The sequence below is a fragment of the Bradyrhizobium sp. S3.12.5 genome, from assembly GCF_040548225.1.
Taxonomy (GTDB): domain Bacteria; phylum Pseudomonadota; class Alphaproteobacteria; order Rhizobiales; family Xanthobacteraceae; genus Bradyrhizobium; species Bradyrhizobium cytisi.
Genome location: NZ_JBEPRF010000001.1, coordinates 271,943 through 285,411, shown reverse-complemented (window position 1 = coordinate 285,411; position 13,469 = coordinate 271,943). Strand labels below are relative to the sequence as shown.

12 protein-coding genes and 2 pseudogenes are annotated in these 13,469 nt (G+C 63.6%); 5 read left to right on the top strand and 9 right to left on the bottom strand.

Annotated features, from left to right (window positions below):
• The first annotated feature begins 46 nt into the window (after positions 1-46).
• Positions 47-367 (top strand): hypothetical protein, encoded by a 321-nt coding sequence (locus ABIC09_RS01340; protein ID WP_354108171.1) that lies wholly within the window; start codon positions 47-49, stop codon positions 365-367.
• On the opposite strand, the gene ABIC09_RS01335 is transcribed toward ABIC09_RS01340, so the two are convergent.
• Positions 277-828 (bottom strand): hypothetical protein, encoded by a 552-nt coding sequence (locus ABIC09_RS01335; protein ID WP_354108170.1) that lies wholly within the window; start codon positions 826-828, stop codon positions 277-279. The genes ABIC09_RS01340 and ABIC09_RS01335 overlap by 91 nt on opposite strands.
• Positions 829-1,208: 380 nt before the next feature.
• Here ABIC09_RS01335 and ABIC09_RS01330 point away from each other — a divergent pair, with 380 nt between their 5' ends.
• Positions 1,209-1,439, top strand: coding sequence for a hypothetical protein (locus ABIC09_RS01330; protein WP_187434912.1), 231 nt, complete (start codon positions 1,209-1,211; stop codon positions 1,437-1,439).
• Positions 1,440-1,575: 136 nt separating this feature from the next.
• On the opposite strand, the gene ABIC09_RS01325 is transcribed toward ABIC09_RS01330, so the two are convergent.
• The 6 genes from ABIC09_RS01325 to ABIC09_RS01300 all read right to left on the bottom strand — a co-directional run bounded on the left by ABIC09_RS01325 (position 1,576) and on the right by ABIC09_RS01300 (position 6,645).
• Complete coding sequence (locus ABIC09_RS01325; RefSeq protein WP_354108259.1) at positions 1,576-2,265, bottom strand: aspartate/glutamate racemase family protein; 690 nt, start codon at positions 2,263-2,265, stop codon at positions 1,576-1,578.
• 217 nt (positions 2,266-2,482) lie between these two features.
• Positions 2,483-2,941: a hypothetical protein gene (locus ABIC09_RS01320; RefSeq protein ID WP_354108169.1), complete on the bottom strand. Its 459-nt coding sequence runs from the start codon at positions 2,939-2,941 to the stop codon at positions 2,483-2,485.
• Positions 2,942-3,142: 201 nt separating this feature from the next.
• Positions 3,143-4,240, bottom strand: a complete 1,098-nt coding sequence (locus tag ABIC09_RS01315; RefSeq protein ID WP_354036332.1) for a tetratricopeptide repeat protein — start codon at positions 4,238-4,240, stop codon at positions 3,143-3,145.
• Between the two features lie 32 nt (positions 4,241-4,272).
• On the bottom strand, positions 4,273-4,578 hold the full coding sequence (locus ABIC09_RS01310; RefSeq protein ID WP_354108168.1) for a hypothetical protein: 306 nt from the start codon (positions 4,576-4,578) through the stop codon (positions 4,273-4,275).
• Between the two features lie 264 nt (positions 4,579-4,842).
• Positions 4,843-5,259 (bottom strand): SRPBCC family protein, encoded by a 417-nt coding sequence (locus ABIC09_RS01305; protein WP_354108167.1) that lies wholly within the window; start codon positions 5,257-5,259, stop codon positions 4,843-4,845.
• A gap of 264 nt (positions 5,260-5,523) precedes the next feature.
• Complete coding sequence (locus ABIC09_RS01300) at positions 5,524-6,645, bottom strand: serine hydrolase domain-containing protein (protein WP_354108166.1); 1,122 nt, start codon at positions 6,643-6,645, stop codon at positions 5,524-5,526.
• A gap of 87 nt (positions 6,646-6,732) precedes the next feature.
• Between ABIC09_RS01300 and plsY the strand changes: the two are divergent.
• Positions 6,733-7,420: pseudogene (gene plsY, locus ABIC09_RS01295) on the top strand (glycerol-3-phosphate 1-O-acyltransferase PlsY).
• Positions 7,421-7,427: 7 nt separating this feature from the next.
• Here the strand turns inward: plsY and ABIC09_RS01290 are convergent.
• Together ABIC09_RS01290 and ABIC09_RS01285 are read right to left on the bottom strand one after the other, a co-directional pair.
• Positions 7,428-8,189: a hypothetical protein gene (locus ABIC09_RS01290; RefSeq protein ID WP_354108165.1), complete on the bottom strand. Its 762-nt coding sequence runs from the start codon at positions 8,187-8,189 to the stop codon at positions 7,428-7,430.
• Positions 8,190-8,256: 67 nt separating this feature from the next.
• Positions 8,257-9,885 carry an amidase family protein gene (locus ABIC09_RS01285; protein WP_354108164.1) on the bottom strand — a complete coding sequence of 543 codons (1,629 nt, stop codon included), beginning with the start codon at positions 9,883-9,885 and terminating at the stop codon, positions 8,257-8,259.
• Positions 9,886-10,073: 188 nt separating this feature from the next.
• On the opposite strand from ABIC09_RS01285, the pseudogene ABIC09_RS01280 reads away from it, so the two are divergent.
• Both ABIC09_RS01280 and ABIC09_RS01275 read left to right on the top strand, forming a co-directional pair.
• Positions 10,074-11,227 (top strand): annotated as a pseudogene (locus tag ABIC09_RS01280) (acyl-CoA dehydrogenase family protein).
• 203 nt (positions 11,228-11,430) lie between these two features.
• Entirely contained in the window at positions 11,431-13,395 is a 1,965-nt protein-coding gene (locus ABIC09_RS01275; RefSeq protein ID WP_354108163.1) for a methyl-accepting chemotaxis protein, read from the top strand.
• The last annotated feature ends 74 nt before the right edge of the window (positions 13,396-13,469 follow it).

Genomic DNA, 13,469 nt, shown 5'->3' with positions numbered 1-13,469 from the left:
ACCGGCAGGATTGGCATCATGGCAGTGGTGCAGCCGGCAGGCGACGATGTCCCATCAACCCATCCCCATCACGTTTGCGCTCATCGCCCGAATACCGGCAGAGGGCGTCGCGGACTTCAGAGCCTATGAGGATGCGGTGCTGCCGCTCTTGCCCGAGTTCAACGGGCGCCTGGAGCGGCGGCTTCGAAATGCCGATGGCACGATGGAAATGCACATCGTCAGCTTCGCATCCGAAGCGGACTTCCAGAACTATCGGAATGACCCACGGCGAACGGCTCAAGTCTGGCTGCTGGAAAAATCATCCGCCAAGCTGGAATTGGCTCCGATGGCGAACGTCTGGCGGCTCAATGATCGCTTCATGATCTGATGAAGGCAGCGAATGCACGCCGCGCCGTTCCATTGGTTCTGGAGGATCGTCGCCATCATGGCTTGAACGCCCATGAACCCTCGTCTGAAAATTTGATCGTCATAAAAACAATCCCAACGCCCGTAGATGTACGGGGAAGCGCGCCGGACGGCAGCCTCGCTGATTGCGCCAGTTGTGCTCGAAACGCGATTTGAAGATGCAACAGAATCGAATCGCTCTTCGGGGATGAAAATTAGTTCAGCCTCATAATCGTAATGACTCCGACGCAAAAAAAGAAAATAGGCTGCAATCAACAAGAATAAAGGGAGGAGTACATGGATACTGCGGGTCGCCTGCGCGCGATGGCAGTGTTGTGCCGTCAGACAGCCGCGCGTCATCCTGATCGAAGTTGGAAACTGCTCGCCGAAGCTGAGTATTGGGAACATTTGGCCAATGATGCAGCCCTCGATCATTTCGACCATCGCTCGGTTTGCCCACCGCTTCACGGAAGGCGCAGTATTACACAGCCGGCCGCGGCACCCGCGGAGTGACTGCGAAACCAAATAGTTTGTTAGCTTCTGTGTGCCTAACTTGATGAGTGCCGCCCACCGCCGATCGCGGCACATTGGAATGGGAATGCCGGCCCCGGCTGTTACCCCATCCTGCGGCTGGGGCCGTTTTGAACTTTCACAGCATCGTTCAACCCGGTCCACAACCATGATTAGAGGCTTCGCCATAGCGCTATTCGGAATGGGGTTCCTTTCCCAGCTTGATCGCGCGCTCTTCTACGGTCGCAATACAGAGGCCGCGCTCCGGCTCATGCGGGACATCAGCAGAGGCTTCGGACTGTAGGACACCGTCCGTGCGCCTCGTTGAGCAGGCAGCGCCCCGACACGGCCGCTACTTCTTCAACAATATTCCTTTCGCTCGCGCCATTCGCCTGACTGATCCGGCATGGCGGCCCAATTCGGCGGCGATCTTCAATGCTCCAACGCCCCGCCGGGCCAGCGCGCCCAACCGTCGAATCTCCTGCTCGGTCCATTGCTTTGGCTTCGGTGTCTTCATGGTGCGGCCCCGCGACCTGCACCACTAACGACTGCGGCTAGGGGCCAGCACTTGGGAAATTTACGGGTGGCGCACCCGGGTCGATAACCGCTTCTGGCCCGGAAGCAGACATGGCCGAACTCTCGGCTTCAGAGGCGCGCGCTTAACCTCCGCCGACATTGCCCTCACCCAATCGCGAAATCGGCCGCTGCCTCCGCGTGGATCGCTGTGGTGTCGAACGTCTCGACCGATGTATCGGCAGCACCCACCAGCATCGTGATCTCGGTGCAGCCGAGGATGATGCACTCCGCCCCGCGCTTAACGAGCGCGGCCATCACGTCCTGATAGCGGCGGCGCGAGGGCGCGGCGACTATCCCAAGGCACAGCTCGTCGTAGATGATGCGGTTCACGTCGGCCCGCTCTTCGGCTGAGGGAATGAGGACATCGAGATCATGCGCGCGCAGCCTATCGATATAGAAATCCTCTTCCATCGTGAACTTGGTGCCCAGCAACCCGACCCGCCGATATCCCTTGGCTCGGATGCGCTGCGCCGTTGCGTCGCCGATGTGAATGAAGGGAACCGTCAGCTTCGAGACGATATCGGGCGCGAGCTTGTGCATCGTGTTGGTGCACAGCACGATCGCTCGCGCACCTGCGCTTTCGAGCCGCGCGGCCACCTCCGCAAGGCTCGTCGCCGCCTCGGCCCAGCGGCCGGCGTATTGCATCTCCTTGATCTCCTGGAAATCGTAGGAGTACAGCAACAGCGGGGCCGAATGCAGCTTGCCCATACGGTCGCGGACGCGCTCGTTGATGAGCTTGTAGTAGAGCGCGGTGCTCTCCCAGCTCATACCCCCAATCAGGCCGATGGTTTGCATCTTGGCGTCTCCGAACAGTGATTCAACCGCATTGTAAACGAGGACGTCGAAGCTCGCCATCACGTCGTCCTGAGGTGCGAGGCCCGCGATGCGAATGCATCATCGGTCTGATACAGTTCGTAGGATGGGTTGAGCTCTTGCGAAACCCATCGCGCTGACCAGCGTACAGCGGGAATGAAATTCGATGGGTTTCGCTTCGCTCTGCCCATCCTACGAGCTATGCGCTCGCAAGCGCCTTGGCTGATGCATTGGCGTGGTCTCTTTGCTCGATAAATCTACGAGCGCGAGGGATGGGATCATGCAGATACTGATCTGGTCCCCGCATCTGTCGCTTGTTCAAGTCTGCTGTAGAGAGGAGGTTGAAGTCCACCCTTCGGATTGCGCAGAGCCAACCGTCATATTGACTAGACCATACACGCTTGTGATGCTCCAGGAGCCGGTCACGGATAGAATAGCCGTGATAATCGAACGCAATGACGCCGTTGGTTAGGTAGACATGGGATCCTAAGAAACTTCCGGCCGGGATCACGCGCTCCGCATAAAAGCCAGGAAGCGGAGGCTGATCCAGGAAAACTCCAGCAAGGATATGGCAGGCGCCGTACCCGAAGAAGATACGGTCCGGCAGTGACCACCGCCGATGCGGGTCCGCCTTAACGCCTGGCTTGAGAACGTACATCGTGGTCGCTCGATACTGATTCGCAAGGCGGGAGCGTATCACCAACCGGATCGTATGCGCTGCGTGAGTCCGTTGTGCCCCGAAGCCGACAAGCTAGGCAGCCCGTGGGATTGTTGAGCTCTTGCGAAACCCATCGCGCTGACGAGCGTACAGCGGGAATGAAGTTTGATGGGTTTCGCTTCGCTCTGCCCATCCTACGAGCTAACCCGACGAATGCTTCTCCAGAGCCGCCGCGATTCTCTCCAGGGCGGCGTTCCTGTGCTGCATGTCGGCAATCTGCTGTTCGCAAACCTCGATCATTGTCCGCCCGGACCATCGGCGCGCATACACGCCTGTTCGGCTGCAAAGCCAGCCAATCACGGCCAGCAAGACAATGGTGGCGAGCCATAACAGCAGTTGTCCCGGGCCAAGGTCCGCGAAGGCACGGCGGAAATCGCCCCTGGAAAGGTACGCAGTGGCGCGACTGCTATGGGCGTCGCTATCATTCGGATCAAGCGAGATGATCTGATCGTAGTCGGCGATGGCGCGGTCGACGTCACCTTTGGCTTGATAAGCGTCGCCACGGTAGTAGTAGGCGTCCCTGTATTGCGGATAGAGCGCGATCGCCTGACTACAGTCGGCGATGGCGCGATCGAAGTCACCCTTTTCCCTGTATACGAGGCAGCGGTTGTAATAGGGGGGCGCATATTTCGGATAAAGCGCGATCACCTGATCGAGGTCAGCGATGGCGCGATCGAGATCGCCTTTGGCATGGTAGGCGCTGCCGCGGGCTGAGAGGGCGAAATAGCTGTTGGCATTGAGCTGGATGCTGTCGGTATAGTCCGCGATGGCACGGTCGATGTCACCCTTGGCTTGATAGGCGTAGCCGCGCTCGTCGTATCCGACCCGCTTTCCATAGTCCGACAGGCCGCCTTCGAACGCCCGGTTAACGTCCGCTATCGCCCGGTCGTAGTCATGCCGTTGGTTGTAGATATGCGAGCGGTTGAGCAGTGAGCTCACAGCTTCTGGTTCAAGCCGGATCGCGTCGGTGTAGTCCTTGAGGGCGCGGTCGACGCAATCGGCAAGGCTTGTCCATGACCAGAAGTCGCCGCGCTGATGATACAGGATGGACAGGTCGCGGTCATCGTAGTCTCCGCTTTCAATCGCGCGTGTACAGGCAGCGATGGTCGCGGCAGCGGTTTCCTTCGATCCGTTCAAACACTCCTGTCGATCGTCGGCTGCCGCCGGCCGGCTGACGAAAGCCACCGCTGCGAATACCAGGGCGACCAGCCAGACATGCGCGGAAATCCAAGAGCGCATCCACTTCTCCCCGCGATGCACCGATGTGCGAGCTAACCGGCAGACGGCTTTTCAAGGGCCGCCGCGATCCTCTCCAACAATGTGTTCGTGCGTTGGGTTTCGGCGACCTGCTGCTCGAAGAGATCGACCCAACTCGCCCCGGATGACGCGCGCCCATTCCTGCGCGAAAACCACAACCAAACGCCCACCAGCGCCAGGAAGGGCGACCAGGACACAATCAGACTCACCAACCAGTACGGCGCACCACCGCGTGGTGTGAGCGTAAACCAGGCGAGAAGAACTCCGACAAGAGCGATCCACACGACAACGGGCAGAAACCAAGAGCGAGGCTTGGTCATTCCAGGCACGACAGTCCCCTTGGTTGGCCTCAGAGACGGCATGCTATCATTGGTTGATTGGCCTTTCCATGCCCTCCCCTCTGCAGCCGTCGCAATGGTTAGCCGTTTCTTGCGAGATCTCAGCCACCATGAAAGGCTCGGCGCGAGCGAGCGCACTGACGCCTGTCGCGACCGCGCGCCATCCGTCTCGGTCGATGGCAGGAGGGGAACCGTTGCGCCAACACTTGCATCCGGCCCCGCCTCCATCCCCTGGCTTACGCACCCTTACGACGTCTTCTGCTTCGCCTCGACGTATCGCGCAAAACTGTCGAGGATCGCCTGCCAGCCGCCTTGCTGCTGCTCGACCGAGTGCGTCTCTTCGCCATCGAACACGACGCGGACGACGACGCCCTTCGGGCCGGGCACGAACTCGACCTCGGCCTTGCGATCGCCGAACGCATATTCGATCAGCTTGTGCTCGACGATCGTCGTGTAGGTGCCGGCGAAGTCAAAACCCATGCTGCCGTCCTTGGCCTCCATGCGGGACGAGAACACGCCGCCTTCGCGCAGGTCGACCGTCGCCCTGGTCGTGTGCCAGTCGTCCGACGCGGCGTTCCACTTCACGATGTCGGCAGGCGTCGTATAGGCACGCCAGACCAGATCGATCGGGGCGGCGACGCTGGTTTCGACGGTGATCCTCATGGGCATTGCTCCAGTTCGATTTTGACGGCTCGAGGTGACGACATCACTTCCCGTGTGCGGGGTCCATGTCCAGCACGTCCGGGATGTGTCCACCCAAGGACGGTCGAGACCGGCCGTTGCCGACATGGCCGGGCCGTCAATACGAAAAAAATCGGATGCCGGGGCGGAGTCCTGGATGGATTAGAACCGACCGCCCTCTTACTTTCGCATGAAGCGCAGTAAGGCATTGCTCGCTCGAAAAGCGGGTCGCCGCCGACACCTCGATCAATCCCTTGAAGCGGCGGGCACGATGTAGCGATCCAGCAGGTCGAGCTCGGGCGCAACCATGTTCTTGGATTGCCGGGACGCGTTGAAGACGACGACCATGTCGAGCGCGGGGATGATGATGGTTTTCTGGGAATTGAAGCCCTGCGCGGCGATCCATTGAACTTCGCGATCCCCCTCCAGTGATCGACCAAGCCACCACTGATAGCCGTAGGATTGCGGCTCCTCGGTCGTGATCTGCTCCGCCGTCGATTGATCCACCCAGGACGCCGGAACGAGCTGCCGGCCTTCCCAAGAGCCACGGTTGAGAACGAGCTGGCCGATTTTCGCCCAGTCGCGGGGGCGTAGACTCAGCCCCGCGCTCGACATCGCAACGCCGCTGAACGGCGATTTATGCCATTCGACGTCGTTGATGCCGAGCGGTGCGAAGAGTTCTTCCTGAGCCAGGACATCGACGGTTTTCCCGGTGACCTTTTCCAGGATGGCGCCAACAAGCTCTGTTTCGCTGTCGCTGTACCGGAAGGTGACACCGGGAGCCCTGTCGGAGCCCAATCCCGCCGACATCGTCAGGAGATGGCGCAGGGTTATGGGATCCTTGTCAAGCATACGGAGATCGGCATTCTCTGGAAGATAAAAAAAGGCCGGAACGTCTACGTCCTTGATCAGGCCGCGCTCCATGGCGATGCCGACCAGCAGCGACACAACGCTCTTGGTCATCGAATTACCCCGGTGCCGCGAGGTCGCGTCGAAATTGAGCTGATGAGGATACGCAAAATAGCGCTCGTAGACGAGCACGCCATGCCTGATGACGACGATGTCGTCGACATTGGCGAGCTTGCCGCCGCTGATACCGTCATCCATCGCGCAGAGCAGCGCCGCGTTCAGCCCCTGTTGCTCCGGCGAGGTCATCGCCCATCCGTCGTGGATGTCCTGCGGAGTGCCGCACCCGGATGAAGGTTGTGCGCTGACGGGACTCAAGGCGAAGGCACACACGGCTGCAACGACGGCAATCCATCTCCGCATCTCAGGCTCTCCCCCACCATTGCCCACGACGAGCAACCCAAGGATGCCGTTCGGTGTGTGACCGTTTTGCGGCGTGGCAGGTTGTGAAAGAGCCTTCATTGTAGGCAGACGCATGGCGGTGAGGCAAAGCCGGCGATAAAACAGCGCTTACGAGACACTGGCCACAAACCCGTTGGAAACAAGACGATGGCTTTCTGGATTGCAGGTGCACTTGGATTGGTGATCGCCTATCTCGTCGGCTCGATCCCCTCAGGCTATCTGGCAGGAAAACTGTTGAGGGGGATCGACATTCGCGAGCACGGCTCCAGATCCACCGGCGCCACCAATGTGCTGCGGACCCTCGGCAAATGGCCTGCGCTGGTGGTGCTGATCGCCGATGTGCTGAAGGGCGTGGCGGCCATCCTCGTTGCCCGCTGGTTCTGTCCCTGGCTCACCACCGAATTGTCTCCGACGCCGCCGACGGCGTCCGATCTGCAAACCTGGGTGCCGTGGGCGGCGTGCCTCGCCGGAATTGCCGCGCTGCTGGGCCATGGCCGCTCGATCTGGCTGAATTTTACGGGCGGCAAGTCGGCAGCGACCGGGCTCGGCGTGCTGCTGGCGATGTCCTGGCCGGTGGGACTGGGTGCGGCGGCCGTGTTTGGCGTCGTGCTGGCGTTGGCGCGGATCGTTTCACTGAGCTCGATGCTCGCGGCGCTGACGGCCATCGCTCTCGTCTGCGGTTTCGAACACCCTCTGCCGTATCGGCTGCTGGTGATCGCAGGCGCGCCTCTACGTGATCATCCGCCATCGCGCCAACATTCAACGGCTGCTGGCGGGGACGGAGCCGCGGCTGGGACAGGGTAGCCCGGACGCGAAAGCAGGAACGGAGCTCTGATGCGGGATCAATTCGCCGCCTGAAGCGCGGCCGTGAAGGTGGCGAGGTCGGCGCGCGCCATCTCGTCGGGCGCCCATTTCGGAAGGTCGGCGAGCTCTGCGATCACGCGGGCCCGATCCTGCGGCAGCAGAAAGCTCGCCCAGACATCGCGCGTGTCGCGCAGCGCAGCCGCCACCAGGCGCGCGTTGGCGGGCTTGCCGGCGCCCTGGATCGCGGCACAGACGGTGGTCAGGATGTAGACGGCGCTGTTCTTGCGGAAGCCGGTAAACCCCTCCTCGCGGATGCGGGTGCGCTGCTCCGGCGCGAGCTCCGCCCAGAACAATTGGCCCGCCACCGCCTCGCGCGCCATGCCGCGGATCATGAAGCTCATCGCCACCGCGTACTGGTCGCCATACTCGGTCATGTTGCGCTGGAGCGCCGCAAGATCAGGCTCCAGACCCGGCTTCGCGCCATAAAGAATGAACAGCTTATGGGTCGCGTTGGCGGCGTTAGTCCAGTCCATCAGCCAGCCCATATCGCTGGCTTGCGCCGGCGGCAGCGCCGCGAGGGCGTCGAGATCGAAAATATGGCCGAGCAGCGTCGCGACCTCCGGCCGGGTCAGATCGGGCCGCTCGCCCTTCTTCGCGACGCCATCGACATAGACCTTGAAGGCCTTCGCGGCATCGCGCGCAGCGGCCAGATCGCGTGCGCCATCCTGCGCGAGCGCGGGCCAAGTAAGCGCGGCCGAAGTGAGCGCGAGAAGAAGCAGGAGGATTCTGACGATCGGCATGGGAGACCTCAAGCGGGCGCCATTCGTGACGATTGCGGTTGTTGGTCGCGGCGCGCGCCGCCGAGGTTCAGAGCGCCGGCAGGCCGGGCGGCGGCTTGCGCATGTTCGAGGCCTGCTCATAGGCGTAGGCGAGGCGCAAAAGCTTGTGCTCGCTCCAGGCACGGCCTGCGAAGGTGATGCCGAGCGGATAGTCCGGCGTCTCCTTGTCGCCAGCCCCTGAGATGAAGCCCGCGGGCACCATGATGCTGGGATAGCCCGCCTTCGCCGAGATCACGCAGCCGCTGCTGCCGGGAAACAGCACCGCGTCGAGCTTGTGCTGGTTCATGTAGGCGTCCATGCCGCGCGTCCTGGCGGCGAGCAGGTCCATCGCGCGCGCCGATTTGTACTCGCGCTCGCTTAAGTCGCCTCTGGTGAGGTCGGCGGCGAGAAAGAGGTCCTGGCCGAAGCGCAGCGCTGTCTGCGCGTGCGCCGCGTTGAAGGCGATGATGTCGGCCATGGTCTTGATGTCGGTATTGGTCGCCCAATCCTTCAGATAGAGATTGAGACCGTGCTTCAGCTCGTAGAGGAACACGATCGGCGAGCCCGTCGGATTGCCTTTGCTGCTGCTCAGCGGATTGCGGTTGAGCACGGCCATGCCGGTGCCGGGCCCGCCGAGCCAGCCTCGCGTCGGAATGTTGGCGCGCACGATGACGGCGCCGAGATCCTCGAGCACCTTGATCGCGTCAGTCATCACCCTGGCCCATCCGGGTTGCAGCTTGCCGTAATAGCGATCGTTCAGCGGGTCGGTCGGGTCGCTCGGCACGCCGATGCGCGCGCCCCTCATCGCATCGCGCGCGAGGCCCGCCGTGTAATCGGCCGGCCGCTTCTGCCGCTGTGTCGCGGGATCGAGCGGGTCCTGAGCCGCCAGCACATTCAAAAGTATCGCTGCGTCGTGCACCGTGCGTGTCATCGGCCCTGCGGTGTCCTGGCTGTGCGCGATCGGCACGATGCCGGCGCGGCTGATCAGGCCGACAGTTGGCTTGACGGTGACGAGCCCGTTCATGCTGGCGGGGTACAGCAGCGAGCCCGACGTCTCGGTGCCGATCGAGGCGGCGCACAGGCCGGCCGCCACGGCGACCGCCGATCCCGCGCTCGAGCCGCCCGGCGACACCAGCGGGATGTCGTGATCGCCCATCAGCGCCGGCGCATAGGGGTTCTTCACCTGACCGCCCAGCGAGGAATAGCCCGAAGGCATGTCGATCGCGAGGATGTTGGCGAATTCGGTCAGGTTCGCCTTGCCGAGGATCACCGCGCCGGCCTTGCGCAGCAGCTTGACGATGGTGGCGTCGCGCCTGGCGCGCGCGCCCTCCAGCGCCAGCGAGCCTGCCGTGGTTGGCTGCTTGTCGGAGGTCGCGATGTTATCTTTCATCAGGATCGGCACGCCGGCCAGCGCCCGCTTGGCCGACGGCCTGGTGCCGTCGAGCTTGCCGGCGATCGCGAGCGCATCGGGATTGAGCGAGCGGACGGCGTTCAGCGCCGGCCCGGCGCGGTCGCAGGCCGCGATCCGCGCGAGATACGCCTCGGTCAGCGCCGTCGCGGTGACCTGCCCGCCGGCGAGGGCATCGATGATGTCGCTCATGGGCGTGTGCTCGAGCCTCAGCTCGGGCGGCGCCGCACCGCGGACGGCAGCCCCGGCGCGACGGGCAGGCTTCTTCATGACGTGCCTCTTGGACGGAGATATGCTACAGCATGTAGCATTTATCCCGCTTGCGCGACAAGGTGATCGCCGAGTCTGACACGAGTGGAACGATGCTGCTCCGTCCCACCGCCTTGATCGTCCCCACCAAATAGACCACCATCGCGTGATCGACCGCTCACAGCAAGAATGGGCGAGGAAACGCTGACATGAACGCAACTCCGGGGTTTAACCTGGTCGAGCGGGCGCTGAGCATCGTGCCGCTGATTGCTGACGAGGCCGACCAGATCGAGCGAACGCGGCGGCTGACGCCTGATGTTGTCAACGCGCTGATCGAGAACGGGCTCTATCGTGCGCTGCTGCCGCAGAGCCTGGGCGGGTCGGAAGCGCCGCCCGACATCTTCATGCAGATGCTGGAGGAGATCGCGAAGGCCGATGCGTCCACCGCCTGGTGCCTCGGCCAATGCAGCGTCTGCGCGATGATCGCAGCCAGCCTCGACCACGACACCGCGCAGGAGATCTTCAACACGGCCCCGGCATCCTCGCCTGGGGCGCGGTGGCGCACGAGGCGCGCGCGGTCGAGGGCGGCTACCGCGTCACCGCGCGCTGGGATTTTGCCTCGGGCTCGCGGCAGGCGAGCTGGCTTGGCGCGCATGTCCGCATCGTCAATGCCGACGGCACGCCGCGCAAGAACGCCGACAGCTCGCCGGAGATGCGCACCATCCTGTTCCCGCTCGCGAGTGCCGTGATGCACGACGTCTGGCAGGCGATCGGGCTCGCCGGCACCGGCACCGATTCCTACGAGGTGCATGATCTCTTCATCCCCGATCGCTTTGCCGCGTTCCGCGACGTGGCCGAAGCCTTGCGCGAGCCGGGCCCGCTCTACCGGCTTCCGACCGGCTCGACCTTCAGCCTCGGCTTCGCCGCGGTCTCGCTCGGCGTCGCGCGCGCAACGCTGGACGCGGCGATCGCACTGGCGCGCGCAAAGCACCCGTCATTGGCGGCCAGCGCCATGCGCGACAACCAGGCGGTCCAGGGCCTGATCGGCCGCACCGAGGCGGATTTGCGCGCCGCGCGCGCCTATCTCTATGCGACGGCGAGTGCGATGTGGCGCGACCTCTCTGCGACCAACGCGTTCAGCCCGGCGCAGCGCAGCGCCGTCCGCCTCGCCGCGACCTGGACCATCCAGCAATCGGCAAAAGTGGTCGACACCGCCTATCACATGGCCGGCGCCACCGCCGTGTTCCGCAGCAATCCGTTCGAGCGACGCTTTCGCGACATGCACGCGATCACCCAGCAGATCCAGGCCCGCGACACGCATTACGAGGATGTCGGGAAGATGATCCTCGCCGAAAACCGCTAGTCGCCGCCGCGCGAAGCTGCGGCGCTTTGTCCCTGCTTGCGACAAACGATCAGCCTCTCCATGCGCCTACCGCATTGAGTCATGCAAAAGGATGGTAGCGAATCCGTTGAAACACGGAGGCGATGCTGCCCTGTTGTTAAGCAATTTCTGAGACCGTTCGGCAAAACCAAGAATCAATCTTTTGGAATGCCCGGGAATTTTCGATGTTCATGCTCAAGTCGATTGCGGCCCGCCTGATTCTCACCATCGCGCTGACCGTTGCGGTGGCCTGCGCCATCCTCTCCGGTTTCTCGATCACCCAGCAGCGGGCGCTGACACGGCTGGCGCTCGATCAGCAGCTCAAGCTGCAATATGAGAGCGTGATCGCGGCGATCGACTATGAGGGACGTTCGGCACTCGCCGTCTCCGCCGTGATCGCGGCGCTGCCGCCGGTCGGCGACGCCATCGCCAAGGGTGACCGCGACGCGCTCGCCAATCTGCTTGGCGACGCCAACAAGGCGCTGAAGGCGCAGGGCATCCCGCTGATCACCTTCCAGCTGCCGCCGGCGCTCTCGTTCTATCGCGTTCACGCGCCCAAGACCTTCGGCGACGATGTCTCCGGGCGCCGCGCCACCGTGGTTGAGGCGCTCAAGACCGGCCGCCAGATCGTCGGCGTCGAGCCCGGCCGCGAGGCGCTCGGCATCTTCGGCATGACGCCGATCGTGCGCGACGGCAAGACCCTCGCCAATGTCGACGTCGGCGCCGCCTTCGGCAAGGAATTCGTCGACCGCGCCAAGAAGCGGTTTGGCATCGACCTCGCGGTCTATTCCGTCGACGGTTCGTCGCTGAACAAGCTGTCGTCGACCTTCGGCGAGAACGCCGTCGCCAAGCCGGACGAGCTGAGAGCCGTGATCAACGGCCCGCCGCTGCTGCGCGAGGCCGAGCTCGACGGCCACCCGGCCGAGGTCTATGCCGGGTCGATCAGTAACTACGCAGGCCAGCCGGTCGGCGTGCTTGAGATCATCAAGGACACGAGCGAATACGAGGCCGCTTTCGCCGCCTCCGAACGCAATCTGATCCTCGGCACGGTCGCGATCCTCGCCGCCGCTATCCTGCTGGCGTTCCTGCTCGGGCGCGGATTGTCGCGACCGCTCACCGCGATCACGGCGGTGATGAACCGGCTGTCGAGCGGCGACACCAGCGTCACGATTCCCGGCAGCGAGCGGGCGGACGAGCTCGGCACCATGGCCAAGGCGGTCGAATTGTTCCGGCAGAGCATGCTCGAAGCGGGCTCGCTGCGCGAGGCGCAGGAGGCCGACAAGGCCAAGGCGGAGATCGAGAAGCAGGCGCTGCAGCGCCGGATGGCTGATCGGTTCGAGGCCGACGTCAAGGGCGTGGTGTCCGCCGTCGCCGAGGCCACCGAAGGCATGCAGCATGTCGCCGGCGAGATCACCTCCAGCGTCACCGGCACGTCACAGCGCGCAACCGCTGCCGCCGCGGCGTCCGAGGAGGCTTCGACCAGCGTCAATGCGGTCGCGGCTGCGACCGAGGAGCTCGCCTCCTCCGTCACCGAGATCGGCCGCCAGGTCACCCATTCCAGCCAGGTTGCGAGCAACGCGGTGGTCAAGGCCGCCGAGACGACCGAGATGGTCACGAGCCTCGCTGCTTCCGCCGAGCGCATCGGCGACGTGCTGCGCCTGATCAGCGCGATCGCGAGCCAGACCAATCTGCTGGCCCTCAATGCCACGATCGAGGCGGCGCGCGCGGGCGAAGCCGGCCGCGGCTTTGCCGTGGTGGCGTCGGAAGTCAAGGAGCTGGCAAGCCAGACTGCGAAGGCGACCGACGAGATTGCGAGCCAGGTTTCCGCGATCCAGGCGGCCACCGGCAATTGCGTCACCTCGATCTCCGACATCAGCAACACCATCCGCGAGATCAGCGGCATCGCCACGACGATCGCCGCAGCCGTCGAGGAGCAGGGCTCGGCGACGCGCGAGATCGCCCGCAGCGTGCAGCAGGCCTCCACCGGCACCACCGAAGTCTCGGCCAACGTCGCCGGCGCAAGCCAGGCCGCCGACCAGTCGCGTGCGCTCGCTGGCAACGTCATGGTTGCGTCCGGAGAACTCGGCCAGCATGCGACCGCGCTGATGAAGAGCGTGGATACGTTCCTGGCGGGGCTGCGTGCGGCGTAAGAAGGTTGAGCCGCGAACTCGGTGCACCTCTCCCACACGCGGGAGAGGGAGCGCACCTGCTTCGTAGCGGCAAG